Annotated in this window: 12 protein-coding genes and 1 tRNA gene; 3 read left to right on the forward strand and 10 right to left on the reverse strand. The window is 54.6% G+C overall.

Annotated elements, in window-relative coordinates; genetic code table 11:
* Positions 1-5 precede the first annotated feature (5 nt).
* From ispG to rnr, 7 genes are all read right to left on the reverse strand, one after another.
* The gene (gene ispG, locus MPQ_RS08425) at positions 6-1,292 is read right to left on the reverse strand and encodes a flavodoxin-dependent (E)-4-hydroxy-3-methylbut-2-enyl-diphosphate synthase (protein ID WP_013442491.1); all 1,287 of its coding nucleotides are present in this window, start codon (positions 1,290-1,292) and stop codon (positions 6-8) included.
* A 2-nt stretch (positions 1,293-1,294) separates the two neighbouring features.
* Entirely contained in the window at positions 1,295-2,305 is a 1,011-nt protein-coding gene (locus tag MPQ_RS08430; RefSeq protein ID WP_013442492.1) for a RodZ domain-containing protein, read from the reverse strand.
* Entirely contained in the window at positions 2,302-3,057 is a 756-nt protein-coding gene (gene pilW, locus MPQ_RS08435) for a type IV pilus biogenesis/stability protein PilW (protein WP_148225279.1), read from the reverse strand. Before pilW ends, MPQ_RS08430 begins: the two co-directional genes overlap by 4 nt.
* Positions 3,054-4,157: a 23S rRNA (adenine(2503)-C(2))-methyltransferase RlmN gene (gene rlmN, locus MPQ_RS08440; RefSeq protein ID WP_013442494.1), complete on the reverse strand. Its 1,104-nt coding sequence runs from the start codon at positions 4,155-4,157 to the stop codon at positions 3,054-3,056. Before rlmN ends, pilW begins: the two co-directional genes overlap by 4 nt.
* A 6-nt stretch (positions 4,158-4,163) precedes the next feature.
* Entirely contained in the window at positions 4,164-4,589 is a 426-nt protein-coding gene (ndk, locus tag MPQ_RS08445; protein WP_013442495.1) for a nucleoside-diphosphate kinase, read from the reverse strand.
* 126 nt (positions 4,590-4,715) lie between these two features.
* Positions 4,716-5,465, reverse strand: coding sequence for a 23S rRNA (guanosine(2251)-2'-O)-methyltransferase RlmB (gene rlmB / locus MPQ_RS08450; RefSeq protein ID WP_013442496.1), 750 nt, complete (start codon positions 5,463-5,465; stop codon positions 4,716-4,718).
* A 6-nt stretch (positions 5,466-5,471) separates the two neighbouring features.
* Entirely contained in the window at positions 5,472-7,916 is a 2,445-nt protein-coding gene (gene rnr, locus MPQ_RS08455) for a ribonuclease R (RefSeq protein WP_013442497.1), read from the reverse strand.
* Between the two features lie 77 nt (positions 7,917-7,993).
* Between rnr and MPQ_RS08460 the strand changes: the two genes are divergently transcribed.
* Positions 7,994-8,078: transfer RNA gene (locus MPQ_RS08460), tRNA-Leu, on the forward strand.
* A 274-nt stretch (positions 8,079-8,352) separates the two neighbouring features.
* Here the strand turns inward: MPQ_RS08460 and MPQ_RS08465 are convergent.
* The 3 genes from MPQ_RS08465 to MPQ_RS08475 all read right to left on the reverse strand — a co-directional run bounded on the left by MPQ_RS08465 (position 8,353) and on the right by MPQ_RS08475 (position 12,306).
* Complete coding sequence (locus MPQ_RS08465; protein WP_013442498.1) at positions 8,353-8,904, reverse strand: hypoxanthine-guanine phosphoribosyltransferase; 552 nt, start codon at positions 8,902-8,904, stop codon at positions 8,353-8,355.
* A gap of 69 nt (positions 8,905-8,973) precedes the next feature.
* Complete coding sequence (locus tag MPQ_RS08470; protein ID WP_013442499.1) at positions 8,974-10,908, reverse strand: nucleoside-diphosphate sugar epimerase/dehydratase; 1,935 nt, start codon at positions 10,906-10,908, stop codon at positions 8,974-8,976.
* 231 nt (positions 10,909-11,139) lie between these two features.
* Positions 11,140-12,306 (reverse strand): nucleotide sugar dehydrogenase, encoded by a 1,167-nt coding sequence (locus MPQ_RS08475; protein ID WP_013442500.1) that lies wholly within the window; start codon positions 12,304-12,306, stop codon positions 11,140-11,142.
* A 399-nt stretch (positions 12,307-12,705) separates the two neighbouring features.
* On the opposite strand from MPQ_RS08475, the gene MPQ_RS08480 reads away from it, so the two are divergent.
* Together MPQ_RS08480 and MPQ_RS08485 are read left to right on the forward strand one after the other, a co-directional pair.
* Complete coding sequence (locus MPQ_RS08480; protein ID WP_013442501.1) at positions 12,706-13,404, forward strand: SDR family oxidoreductase; 699 nt, start codon at positions 12,706-12,708, stop codon at positions 13,402-13,404.
* Positions 13,379-14,521: a PA0069 family radical SAM protein gene (locus tag MPQ_RS08485; RefSeq protein ID WP_013442502.1), complete on the forward strand. Its 1,143-nt coding sequence runs from the start codon at positions 13,379-13,381 to the stop codon at positions 14,519-14,521. Before MPQ_RS08480 ends, MPQ_RS08485 begins: the two co-directional genes overlap by 26 nt.
* The last annotated feature ends 36 nt before the right edge of the window (positions 14,522-14,557 follow it).

Raw genomic sequence — 14,557 nt, forward strand, 5'->3', positions numbered from 1 at the left:
GCTTTTTATATTGCCTTGAGCGGAATGGTCTTTTGCTGCAATGGCAGCGACTGACGCAGCTTGCCGCCTTCGGCGTAATTCTTTTGGACGTAGTCTTCCACTATCGTCTGAAACTCTTCCGCTATCGCGTCGCCCTTGAGCGTCACGGTTTTCTGGCCATCCACAAAGACAGGTGCCACAGGCACTTCCCCCGTCCCCGGCAGGCTAATACCAATATTCGCCAGCTTGGATTCTCCAGGGCCGTTAACGACACACCCCATGACGGCAACGCTCATGGTTTCCACACCCGGGTACTGACTGCGCCATATCGGCATTTGTTCACGCAGATAGCGCTGGATTTTTTGGGCGAGTTCCTGGAAGAATGTCGAGGTGGTGCGACCGCAGCCAGGACAAGCTGTTACCAGCGGCGTAAAAGAACGAATTCCCATCACCTGCAAAATTTCTTGCGCCACAACCACTTCCTTGGTGCGGGCCTCTCCCGGCTCAGGCGTGAGGGATACACGGATAGTGTCGCCTATGCCCTCCTGCAGCAATAATGCCAGCGCCGCTGTAGAAGCCACGATGCCTTTGGATCCCATGCCGGCTTCGGTCAACCCAAGGTGCAAGGGATAAGTGCAACGGGAAGCAAGATCACGGTATACGGTCACCAGATCCTGTACATCACTCACCTTGCAGGAAATGGTAATGAAATTGGATGGCAGACCCAGCGCCTCGGCCTGGGCAGCACTTTCCAGGGCCGATTGAATAAGGGCTTCGCGCATCAGGGCATCGGCCGACAAGGGCTCCGCACGCTGTGCGTTTTCGTCCATCATGCGCGCCATTTTTTCCTGATCCAGACTGCCCCAGTTCACGCCGATGCGCACGGGCTTCTGGTAATGGATGGCCGCTTCTATCATGGCGGCAAACTGCTCATCGCGCTTGCTGCCTTTGCCCACATTGCCTGGATTGATACGGTATTTGGCCAATGCTTCAGCACAATCAGGATATTGCGCCAGCAGTTTGTGTCCGTTGTAGTGAAAGTCGCCTACGAGGGGGACATTGCAGCCCATGGCATCCAGTTCGCGGCGAATGGTGCTCACTTGTGCGGCGGCTTCAGGGGAATTGACGGTAATACGCACCAGCTCGGAACCTGCCTGCCAAAGCTCAAATACTTGCTGGACAGTCGCAGCCGCATCGGCGGTATCGGTGTTGGTCATGGATTGCACGACCACCGGGGCGCCGCCGCCCAAGGGAACATGTCCCACCATCACCAGATTGCAGGGGCGGCGTTTCAAGGCTTGTTGCTGACTCACGATTACTCCAGTGTAATGCGGACGACGTTAAGCCGGTTGTATGGCGCGGTATCCACCGGTTTATCGTCATAAATCAATTGGCTACCGGCAGCGTTACCGATGGTCACCTTCAGGGGAGGTTCACCCTCCACGGCGTCTTCGCTACCGGCACGCTTGGTTTTATTGAAAATTTCTTTGCCATGGCGATCCACAATGCTGACCCAGCTATCTTCGGTAAACACCATGCGGACCTTGTGCAAGGCCACGGAAGAAGTCGTGCTGTCAGCATTCGTGCTCGCGGGAGCGGCTGTTGCAGCGGGCGCGGCTGGCAATGGCTGCGCAGCAGGCGCTGTAGCAGATGGTGTAGCAGGAGCGGCAGCCGCAGGGGCCGCCTGTGGCTCTGCCGCGGGTACAGCGTTTGCCTGATCACTTGTTTGCTCAGGAGGAAGCGCAAAGGCCTCGCCTTGCGCAGGCGCCTGTGTAGCGGCGGACTCACGTTCGGCCGCTGGCAGGGCTGCTTGTGGCAGGCTTTCTCCCTGAGCAGGACTCACTTCGCTACTGCTGCTACCCAGATGCAGATCAGGAATACCCGGTATCAAATTCTCGTCATACAATAGCCAGACACCTGCCCCCAGCAGCACCAACACGCTGGCATAGATGTACTTTTTCCAATCCGTAGTACGCGACTGGGTAATGGGGATGTTGGCCGATGGGATACTGATATTCTTTTGCTCTTCCGAAGGCATTTGCGCGCGGTAAGCTGCCAGCAGAGGCTCGGCATCAATTTCAAGAAACTTGGCGTAATTGCGTATGAAGCCACGTGCAATGGTAGGCTCGGGCAGCAAGGAAAAATCATCGGTCTCCAGCGCATGTATCTGGCGCTCACTGATGCGCAGGCGCGCATGAATGTCGATGACAGACAAGCCCTTTTGCTCACGCGCTGCACGCAAGATGGCGCCGATGGAGGATGCATGAGAAGACGCAGTACTTGCGGCTTCCTGCGTATCAGGTGTTACTGGTGTGGTTTCCGTCATTGCGCTTGTTGCCCTGAAAGAAGTGCCTTGGTTTGTTCGGAATTCGGGTATTTTTTACGCAGCAACAAGGCATAGCTTGCTTCTGCATCGCGATCACCCAGGATGCGTTCGATGCGAATACCCAGCCATAAAGTATCTGGCCCAGGATTGTTGACCAGGGCGTTTTTCAGGGTATTGCGCGCAATACCCACCTGGCCACGATTAAACTGGATGGTGGCCAACTGATAAGCGGCGGTTTGTAACAGAGGCTGCGCCTGCAAGGCTTTCTCCAGATAGCCCTCTGCAGACTTTTCATCCTTTTTCTTCAGCGCGCAAATCCCGGCATTCATATAGGCCACCCCTGGCGTGGCATAGAGCGGGTTTTTAACCGCCTCGGTAAATTGCACGATGGACTCATCAATGCGGTTACGCGAGCACAGGAAGGAGCCATAATTATTGCGCGACTCCGAATTATTAGGCTCAATCTGCAAGGCACGCTTGAAGTTGCTGTCGGCCTTGGCATCTTCCCGCAATGCGCCATAGACCAGTCCCAGACCGTTATAGGCCATGGCATAGTTGCCATCAATACGAATGGCCTCGGTAAACTCTTCAAGCGCAATGGCCATCTGGTTCTGCGCAAAATACCCCGCACCCAGTTCCGTATGGACACGGGCACGCTCGCGTGCACTCGTTTCGCCAGCACTGTAAGGCTGGGCTTGCTGCTCAGCGCATCCAGCCAGGCCGATCAAGACTACCATCAGCCAACGTTTCAAACTGTTTTCTCCACCGATATAACCTGCATGACCTTGTTGCGTTCAGTACGCCGCGTTTTGTCCTGCACCTTGCCAGCCAGCTGACCACAGGCGGCATCGATATCATCGCCCCGCGTCTTGCGCGTTGTGACGACGTAATCTGCCTGCATCAGGACATCGCGGAAACGACGAATCGCCTCGGGCTTGGAAGTATCGTAACCACTATTGGGGAATGGGTTGAATGGAATGAGGTTGAATTTGCATGGCACATCGCGCACGATATCCAGCAACTGACGGGCGTGCTCCACGCTGTCGTTCACCCCATCCAGCATCACATATTCAAATGTCACAAAGTCGCGCGGGGCTTTTTCAAGATAGCGCTGGCAAGCGGCCATCAGCTCCTTGATCGGATATTTTTTGTTGATAGGCACAATCACATCACGCAGGGCATCGTTTGGTGCATGCAGTGACACGGCGAGTGCCACCGGACAAGCCTCACGCAGACGGTCCATGGCAGGCACCATGCCCGAGGTAGAGACCGTGACGCGTCGACGACTCAGGCCATAAGCAGAGTCATCCAGCATGATATTGAGTGCCGTGACCACATTATCAAAATTGGCCAGCGGCTCGCCCATGCCCATCATCACCACATTGCTGATAATGCGATCGCCCTTGGGGTCACGCCCCAGCGCCTTGTTGGCGACCCACAGCTGGCCGATGATTTCAGACACACTCAAATTCCGATTGAAACCCTGGCGCCCCGTAGAGCAAAACGTACATTCCAGCGCACAACCGACTTGTGAAGAGACACATAGCGTACCGCGCTCGGCTTCGGGGATGAATACCGTTTCCACCCCGTTCCCGGTCCCGGCATCAATCAGCCATTTACGGGTGCCATCTTCAGAAATCTGCTCAAGCTTGATTCCAGGCGGGGTGATTTCCGCCTGGTCTTTCAGCTTGTCGCGCAGCGATTTGGCAATATCCGTCATCTGATCAAAATCATGCACCCCGAAGTGATGCATCCAGCGCATCAACTGTTTGGCGCGAAAAGGCTTTTCGCCCAGGCCGTGAAAATACTCGGCGAGTTGAGGCTGGCTGTAATTGAGCAGATTAACGGTCATTGCAACTTAGCGGCTGTGAACTTGCGAAGCCGGGAAGAAGTAAGCGATTTCAATCGCTGCATTCTCAACGGAATCACTGCCGTGCACGGCATTGGCATCGATGCTTTCAGCGAAGTCAGCGCGGATGGTGCCAGGTGCGGCCTTCTTCGGATCAGTTGCGCCCATCAGGTCGCGGTGTGCCAGAACAGCGTTTTCGCCTTCCAGCACTTGAATAACCACAGGACCGGAGATCATGAACTTGACCAGGTCAGCAAAGAAAGGACGCTCTTTGTGCACAGCGTAGAAGCCTTCAGCTTCAGCTTGTGACAGTTGTGCCAGGCGCGAAGCAACAATCTTCAGGCCAGCATCTTCAAAGCGGGTGTAGATCTTGCCGATGACATTCTTGGCAACAGCATCGGGTTTGATAATGGAAAGGGTACGTTCAACAGCCATGATAGCTCCAAAAAATTAACACTACGAAAAACAGACTAAAATAGCATTTTAGCAGTTTAAAATAAACCCACGCGGCAAAATCCAGCCTTGCCGGGCAGGAGACTCTTGTTTACAGGATAAGCAAGCTTAAACTGCGTTACGCTGGCGTCTCGCCTCGTAAAGGCAAATCCCACTTGCCACCGATACATTCAAGCTTTCTACCGAGCCGAACATGGGAATGCTCACCAGCGTATCGCAGGTTTCAGCGGTGAGACGGCGCAAACCGGCACCTTCAGCCCCCAGCACCAGCGCCAATGGACCGTCCAGCTTGGTGGTGAACAGATTGCCCGGTGCATCGGCCGCAGCGCCAACAACAAATACGCCTGCCTCCTGCAACTCGCGCAGGGTACGCGCCAAATTGGTCACTGCGATGAAAGGAATCGTCTCGGCGGCACCGCACGCAACCTTACGCACGGTCGCATTCAAACCTGCCGCCCTATCCTTGGGGGCAATCACCGCATGCACACCCATGGCATCCGCCACGCGCAGGCAGGCACCCAGGTTATGAGGGTCTTCCACGCCATCCAGCACCAGGAAAAACGGGGGTTCGGTCAGATCCGACTCCAGAATATCGTGAATATCCTTGTACGGAATCGGCGTATCCACCACGCGCGCAATCACGCCCTGATGCCGACCGTTAGCGCCCGCCATCCCATCCAGACGGGAGCGCTCTACCTGCATCAGACGCACAGAAGCACCTTCCGCCAGGTTGATCAGGTCCTTCATGCGGGCGTCCACACGATCTTTGTCGATCAGGATTTCCTGCACGCTGGCCCCATGCTGACGCAGGCGGCTCAATACGGCGTGAAATCCAAACAATATACGGCTATCACTCATTACAACTTATGACCTTTTACTGGTTTTACGGGAGGACACCTTGGCGCCTGATTTTGCGCCAGGCTTGGATGCGCTGCTCTTTCTGGGCTTGGCAGCAGGTTTGGCTGCTGACTTGCTGCGCGACGGCTTGGCTGCCGTGCGAGGCCGGGCACCAGCGCTGGCTGCAGGCTTTCTATCGGCAGAGCGGCGCGGCTTGGCGAGCCGAATTGTATCACCATCTGCCCCACCCTCCTGCGCAAAGGCTTCATCCGCCACGGTATTTTTTGCCTTGTCCGATGAGGCCAGCACAAAGTCGATGCGACTGACTTCCAGGTCCACCCGGCTTATCTTGACGCGCAGGCGATCACCAAGGCGGTATTTCACGCCCGTACGCTCCCCTGCCATTTCGTGGCGGGTCTTGTCGTAGATGAAGTAATCGTTGCCGAGCTCGGTCACATGCAACAGGCCTTCGACAAAAATACCGTCCAGCGCGACGAACAACCCAAAACTGGTGACGCCAGCCACGGTACCGGCAAACTCCTCGCCGATTTTATCCTGCATGTAATAGCACTTGAGCCAGGCCTGCACATCACGGGTGGCATCATCCGCGCGCCGCTCGGTCATGGAACAATGCTGGCCCAGGGCCTGCCAGTCTCCCGCCTTGTAGCGCTCGCCATTCAGCACGGCCTTGATGGCGCGATGCACCAGCAAGTCAGGGTAACGGCGAATGGGCGAGGTAAAGTGGGTGTAAGCCTCATATGCCAAGCCAAAGTGGCCGACATTATCCGGGCTGTAAACCGCCTGTTGCATGGAACGCAGGAGAACGGTTTGCAAGAGCTGCTCATCCGGGCGCCCCTTGATGCGGGAGATGACCTTGCCGTAATCCTTGGCATGCGGGGTATCTCCACCGCCTACACCAAAGCCGAATTCGCCCAGGAACGTACGCAGGGCTTCCAGTTTTTCCGGGGTAGGCCCTTCGTGAATACGATAGAGGCCAGGCTGCTCGTGCTGTATCAAAAAGTCAGCGGAGCAGACATTGGCCGCCAGCATGCACTCTTCAATCAACCGATGCGCCTCATTGCGCGTCACAGCTTCAATGCGGTCTATCTTGCCGTTATCGTTGAAAATCATGAGGGTTTCGGTGCTTTCAAACTCAATCGCACCGCGCTTTTCTCTGGCTTTGAGCAATATCTTGTAAAGACTGTACAGATGGTCAATGTGCGGAACCAGCCATGCATACTCTTTTGCCAGCTCGCCATCCGGGTGGCTGATGATGTCAAACACCTTGGTGTAGGTCATGCGAGCCTTGGAGCGCATCACGGATGGGTAGAACTCATAGCGCTTGATCTTGCCCAGGGCATCAATCTGCATATCGCAGACCATGCACAAGCGCTCCACATCCGGGTTAAGCGAACACAGGCCATTGGAAAGTGCTTCCGGCAACATAGGGATCACGCGGCGCGGGAAGTAGACCGAATTGCCCCTGTCGTACGCATCCTTGTCCAGTGCATCGCCAGGCTTCACGTAAAAACTGACATCGGCAATCGCCACTACCAGACGCCAGCCTTTGCCTTGCGGCTCGCAGTAGACGGCATCATCAAAATCCCGCGCGGTTTCGCCATCAATGGTGATCAATGGCATGTCACGTAAATCGATACGGCCCTTGTAATCCGCTGGGCGTACCTGTTTGGGATACTTGGCCGCCTGTTTTTCCGCTTCCGCCGAAAACTCATATGGCAATTGATGCTTGCGCAAGGCGATTTCGATCTCCATGCCGGAGTCCGCATAGTTGCCCAATACTTCTACCACCTTGCCGATAGGCTTGGCATAAGCGGACGGCTGCTCAATCAGCTCCACCATCACCACTTGGCCTGCACCGGCATTCATGTCCTGTCCGGGCGGCACCAGAATATCCTGATTCACCCGCTTGTCTTCGGCGGCGACAAAAGTCACACCCTGCTCGCGAATCAAACGCCCCACCAGCTTTTTGGTCGAACGCTCCAGCACTTCCACAATCTTGCCCTCGGGGCGTCCGCGGCGGTCAAATCCGGCGGGACGCACCATGACACGGTCACCGTGCATGACTTGCGACATTTCACGCGGACTCAAAAACAGATCATCCCCGCCATGGTCAGGCACCAGAAAGCCAAACCCATCAGCATGCCCGACCACACGGCCAGCAATCAGATTCAGCTTCTCGGCAATACACAGCGCACCCTTGCGATTGCGCATGATTTGACCATCGCGCTCCATCGCATTCAGGCGGCGATTAAAAATCTCCCGCTCTTCTTCCGAAATGCCGACCAGTTCATATAACTGCTCAACACTCACGGGCACCCCCTGCTCGGTCATCACATCGAGGATGAATTCCCGACTGGGCAAGGGGTTGGCATAATTCTCGGCTTCGCGCTTGGCATAAGGATCGGCTTTACGCACTTGGCTTATACTGGCGTTACGCGATTTCTTTTTCATTCTTTAAATATTCCATTTGACAAACTTTTTTGTTGATATAAAATCTCGGCTCTTTCGATGCACAAGCATCTAAGAAAGCCCAGATGGCGGAATTGGTAGACGCGCATGGTTCAGGTCCATGTGCCTTCGGGTGTGGAGGTTCGAGTCCTCTTCTGGGCACCAGATACAAACAAAACGCACTGTACATTTTAGATGTCGGTGCGTTTTTGTTTTTGGCCTCGACGATGGGCATAAGTGCTTTATCAATGCTCTAGTTTCAATCTCGAATTGATTATACAGAAGACCGCCCGGCTTGATATTGCCGAATCATGACATCCAGGGGATTTGCTGAGTCTGCTGCATGTTGAAAACCACGGCGTAACATCAACCCGCCTGCAGAAGATAAACCCGCCAGAGAACTCCAGCGGTCGACAAACACATCAAGCTTCAGAACGTTTTAGTTAACGTTCAGTGCATAAATGGCAGGCAGGTTACGCCACCAGCCATATACATCCATCCCACAGCCGAAAACATAGCGATTGGGTACGGATAAGCCAACATAATCAGCCTGAATGGGTTTGACGCGCTCGAGATCTTTTTCGACCAGCACAGCAATCACCACTTCGGCAGCGCCGTGAGCCAGGCATTTCTCACGTATGGCCGCCAGGGTTTGGCCCTCATCAAGAATGTCATCCAGCAGCAATACGGTTTTGCCACGTACATTATCGCGTGGCTCAACAGTCCACACCAGTTGCTCACCTTCGGTTTTTTCGTGATATCGGCTGGCTTGCACATAATCGAACTCAAGCGGGAAACCAAGCTGGGGCAGGAGCTGACCGGAAAATACAACGGCCCCACCCATCACACACATGACCAGCGGCTCGGTACCGGCGATGCGTGCCGATATCTTCTTGGCAAGCACCGCAATCGCATTCCTGACATCTTCTTCAGTGTAGATAATCTCTGACTGTTGAAGAATTTGCTCTGGATTAACGGATCGATTTGCCACACATGCCCCTTTGTTGATTACTTTTCGACAAAATACCACATATCCGCATAAATGCTTAGCCATGCCCCCTTAATGAAGGGTAGACGACTGCGGTCCGAGGGTGCGTTTGGTTTCAGTGGCAACCTTAGTGGTGTCTTGATGCCGATATTCCTGCACCCACAGCTTCAGCTCCTGCTTGATCGTCGCCTCATCCGCATTCAAGGTAGTGGCTATCCATTTGAGCAAGGCGTGTACCCAGGTCAAGTCAGCCGAGCGGGCAATGGCAATGCGCAGTTTTTCGTGAGGCGTCGGCAAGGTATGTTCATCATCGGCGAGCAGTTCTTCATATAACTTCTCCCCAGGGCGTAGGCCGGTGAAGATGATTTCGATTTCATCGTCCTGCAGGCCGGACAGTTTGATCATATCGCGCGCCAGATCAGCAATCTTCACCGACTCACCCATATCCAGCACAAAAATTTCGCTGCCCTTACCCATCAAGCCCGCCTGCATGACGAGCTGGGTAGCCTCGGGAATAGACATGAAATAACGGGTGATATCGGGATGAGTCACGGTGACGGGGCCACCCTTGGCAATCTGTTCACGAAACTTAGGAATAACACTGCCGCTACTGCCCAATACATTGCCAAAGCGGACAATAACAAAACGGGTACCATGATTTTCCTGCAAACCCTGGCACACCATTTCCGCCAGCCGTTTGCTGGCGCCCATCACGTTAGTCGGATTCACGGCTTTATCGGTCGAAATCAGCACAAACTTGGCAACACCGGCCTCCTTCGCAAGGCTGGCAAGGGTATAAGTCCCGAGCACATTGTTATGCAGGGCTTCCGACACATTGCCGGTTTCCATCATGGGCACATGCTTGTAGGCGGCTGCATGAAAGATGACAGCCGGCTTGGTCTGCTGTAACAGATGACGAAGACGTTCCGCGTTCTTCACATCGCCAACCACATATTCAATATCGGCAGGCCGGTTGCTCATCGCTGAGAACTCCTGCTCAAGCTTATATAAAGCGAACTCCGAGATATCAAGACAGATCAGCTTGGCTGGCTTGAATGCCAATATCTGACGGCACAGCTCCGAACCGATCGAGCCGCCAGCACCGCTCACCATGACCACCTGAGCCTGCAGGAGAGCGTGCATGCCTTCGGTGTCGAGTTGCACAGGCTCCCGCCCCAGCAGATCTTCCACTTCAACCCGTCGTATTTGCGAAATGCTGACCTTGCCATTCATCAAGTCTTCTACCGAAGGCACCGTCAGGATGGTCAATGCATGCGCATTGGCTTTTTCCACGGCGGCCCTTCTCTGCTGATGCGAGGCGGAAGGCATGGCCACAATCACATGCTCCACCTGGTAGCGACGTGAAAAATAGCCTATGTCATCAATATTCCCCAGCACCTTCACGCCCAGCAGCTGGCGCCCATGCATGGCCTCATCGTCATCCAGCATGCCCACCACGCGCCACTCCTGGCTGCGCGTCAGATCCTTGAGCAGATTGATGGCCGACGTACCCGCCCCCAGCAGCAGAACGGGCTGCCCCTGAGAATGAAAAGCCCCATACAGGCGATGCTCTTTCCAGTAGCGATAGAGAAAACGGCTCCCTCCCATGCCCAATACCAGCAACATAGGGTCGAGGATCAGCACTGAACGAGGAATCACGCCATGTGGCTTGGTCATGAAAATGACCGCCACCACCGTCGCAGCGGCCGTCGCGACAGCGAATAGAATACGCTTGAGATCAGGCAGGCTGGCAAAGCGCCAGACGCCGCGATACAGCCCAAAATTGATAAAAAACAGGAACTGCAAAGGCACTATCCACAGCATGGCCTGCAGCATGGAGTCCTGGAATGCGGAGGGAATCTGAAAGTTAAAACGCAATGCAAAAGCGAAATACCATGCAGCAACAGCCACCGTCAGATCATGCAAAACCGCAGCCGCCGTACGTGGATTCGCCATGCGCCGATATTGCGACCAATGGTCGCGCAATTTATTTTTAAAACCTGGCATACCGTACCGCACTAAAAAGGTATTGCAATTCTACTTAACCTTAAGCGATTAATAGAGATAATTTTAGGCGTTTTACATTATCAGGCGGTTTGATAGACCGCATCTTGGCAAGGTGAGGATTGTTTGCGCTTGCGACAAAGCAAGCAGACTGGCCATATCCTGCATCACAGCGGACGTTGGGCAAGGCCAGGCTGACAGCTTATAGTCGGTGATCCGTCATGCCACAGATGCTTAATCGCTACCAAACAGATCGCGCGTAAACACCTTGTCTGCCACATCCGCCAGTTCCTTGGCCATGCGATTGGACACGATCACATCGGCCTTTTGCTTGAAGGCTTCCAGATCATTCACCACCTTGGAGCGGAAGAACTCGGGCTCCGTGAGCACAGGTTCATACACAATCACCTCAATGCCCTTGGCCTTGATTCGCTTCATGATGCCCTGGATACTGGAGGCGCGGAAGTTATCTGAACCGCTCTTCATGATGAGGCGATAGATACCAACAACATTCGGTTTGCGCTTGATGATGCTGTCCGCCACAAAGTCTTTGCGGGTGGTGTTGGACTGCACAATAGCGTTGATCAGTGTTTGCGGCACATTGTTGAAGTTCGCCAGCAATTGCTTGGTGTCCTTGGGCAGGCAGTAGCCACCATAGCCAAACGAAGGATTGTTGTAGTGGCTGCCAATACGCGGATCCAGGCCCACGCCTTCGATAATCTGCTTGGTGTCCAGGCCATGGGTCAGGGCATAGCTGTCCAGCTCGTTGAAATAAGCCACGCGCATGGCGAGATAGGTGTTGGCAAACAGCTTGATGGCCTCGGCTTCCGAGCTATCGGTAAACAGCAGCGGGATATTCTCTTTCAGCGCGCCTTCTTGCAGCAGGCGGGCAAAGGTTTCGGCACGGGCGGACTTCTCGCCCACCACAATACGGGAAGGATAGAGATTGTCGTAAAGCGCTTTGCCTTCACGCAGGAATTCCGGCGAGAAGATCAGGTTATTGGTCTGGTATTTGTCACGGGCACCAACAGTAAAGCCGACCGGAATGGTGGACTTGATGATCATCACGGCATTCGGTGCGTAGGTCTTGACGTCGCGAATCACGGCTTCTACCGAGCCGGTATTGAAGTAGTTGGTCTCGGGGTCGTAATCGGTCGGGGTGGCGATGATGACATAGTCAGCACCTTCATAAGCCGCCTGTTTGTCCATGGTGGCCTTGAAGTTCAGGGTCTTGGTGGCGAGATACTCTTCAATCTCGGCATCGGCAATCGGCGATTGCTTGCGGTTCAGCATCTCCACCTTCTCCGGCACGATGTCGAGCGCGACCACTTCGTTTTTCTGGGCCAGCAACACCGCCATGGAAAGTCCTACGTAGCCGGTACCGGCAATTGCTATCTTCATCTAGTGACTCCTGAGTCTGTGGAATTTATTAAGGTCATCAATGACATATTCTGCCAAGCAAAAATCGTGACAGCCAAGGCTGAAAGCCGCATGACATGCGAGTGACTGGTCAGAGATTTTCGCCATTGTTTGTTTATTCTGATTGACGTGTTTAGTGTTTCTCATGAGTTGCCTGGCGCATGCCTCATTGTAATCTGCTGTGCTGCCTCGTCACAATTTTAGTTGGCTCCCGGCCGGCACCTCGCCTTGGGTGAGCAGGTTACGCTCTCGCATGGAATACCCCCTCTGCAACTGTTCATGATCGCCGACAGTCTTACCCGTAAATCGAGATTATTTATGATGCCTCAAGTTATATAATTCCAAGTAACTCACCGCAATAGTCCATGGAGACCATACCCAATGCCAACTTTACTTGTTACAGGCGCCAATCGTGGCCTGGGCCTGGAATTTACCCGCCAATATGCCGAAGCCGGCTGGCAGGTGCACGCATGCTGCCGCAGCCCTGAAGACAGCCATGCACTCAAAGCCTTGCATACCGCGCACCTGGACCGCATCACCCTGCACAAGCTCGATGTCGCGGATTTCAATCAGATAGACAAGCTGGCCGAGACACTCGCCGACACGCCGATTGATGTACTCATCAACAACGCCGGGGTCTATCCCGACCATGCAGGCAGCCGCCTGAGCAATGCCGATTATGAAGCATGGCTGACAGCATTCCGCGTCAACAGCATGTCTCCTCTGAAAATGGCGCAGGCATTTGCTTCACATGTGGCGAAAAGTAGCGAGAAAAAAATCATCAACATCACCAGCAAAATGGGCAGCATTGCCGACAATGGCAGTGGCGGCCACTATATTTACCGCTCCAGCAAAACAGCGCTGAATAGCGTGAGCAAGAGCCTAGCGATTGATCTGGGCAATCAGGGTATCAGTGTGCTCGTGCTGCATCCAGGCTGGGTGCAAACCGACATGGGCGGCCCCAACGGCTTGATCAATGCCGAGCAAAGTGTCAGCGGCATGCGCCAGGTCATCGCCAAACTGACCCCCAAGCAGAGCGGGCAATTCATTGCGTATGACGGACAAGCCATCCCCTGGTGAAGAAGATCAGCTACCTGCCCGCCCCTTGATCTTCAAGGGCCGCGGCAGCACCAGCAACCAGAACGGGCGTTTCGAGCAATTGCAGCGTGAAGCCTTTGATGACGGCTGGGCACTGGAATACGCCGACACCGACACGCCGCGCCTGATTACCGAGATCATCCACGATAGCAGCCGCAGTATCCTGCATTACAACGACTCGCCCGATATCCCGTTTGACCGTTCCATCAACCCCTACCGTGGCTGTGAGCATGGCTGCATCTATTGCTATGCGCGCCCCAGCCATACCTACCTCGGGTTTTCGGCCGGGCTGGATTTTGAGAGCCGCATATTGGTGAAGCCTGATGCCGCTGCCCTGTTACGGCAGGCGCTGGCAAAGCCAGGCTATGTATGTCAGCCGATCGCCATGGGCACCAATACCGACCCCTATCAACCACTGGAACGGCAGCAGCGCATTACACGCCAGATCATTGAAGTATTGGCCGAACATCAGCATCCCCTCACCATCGTCACCAAATCCGCCATGGTAGAGCGAGACATTGATCTGCTGGCGCCGATGGCAGCACAGAATCTGGCGCGCGTCTTCATGTCGATTACCACCCTGGATCGCCATCTCAGCCGGGTCATGGAGCCGCGCGCTGCCGCGCCAGAACGTCGGCTGCAAACACTGGAAAGATTGTCCAAAGCCGGTATTCCCTGTGGCGTCATGACAGCGCCCATGATTCCCGCGCTGAATGATGCGGAGATGGAGCATATTTTGGAACATGCCCATGCAGCAGGTGCGCGCTATGCCGGCTATGTATTGCTGCGGCTGCCATTGGAAGTGGCGCCGCTTTTTGAAGAATGGTTGCAACACCACTTTCCGCTGAAGGCGGCGCATGTCATGAGCATCATCCGGCAATCGCGTGGGGGCAAAGCCTACGATGCCCAGTTTCATCAGCGCATGCGCGGACAAGGCATATTTGCAGATCTGCTAGCGCAGCGCTTCCGCCTGGCCGCCAGCAAACTGGGATTCATGCAGGAGCGCAGCCCTTTGAATACCGGCATGTTCCGGCCGCCCGCCGCGACGACTGCTCGCAAAGCCCAAAAGCCGACGCCGCAACGCGATCTGTTTGAGTAATGGAATAAAGAAGAGAGTCTGGTGAGCTAGCGCAAA

Source organism: Methylovorus sp. MP688, from assembly GCF_000183115.1.
GTDB lineage: Bacteria > Pseudomonadota > Gammaproteobacteria > Burkholderiales > Methylophilaceae > Methylovorus > Methylovorus glucosotrophus.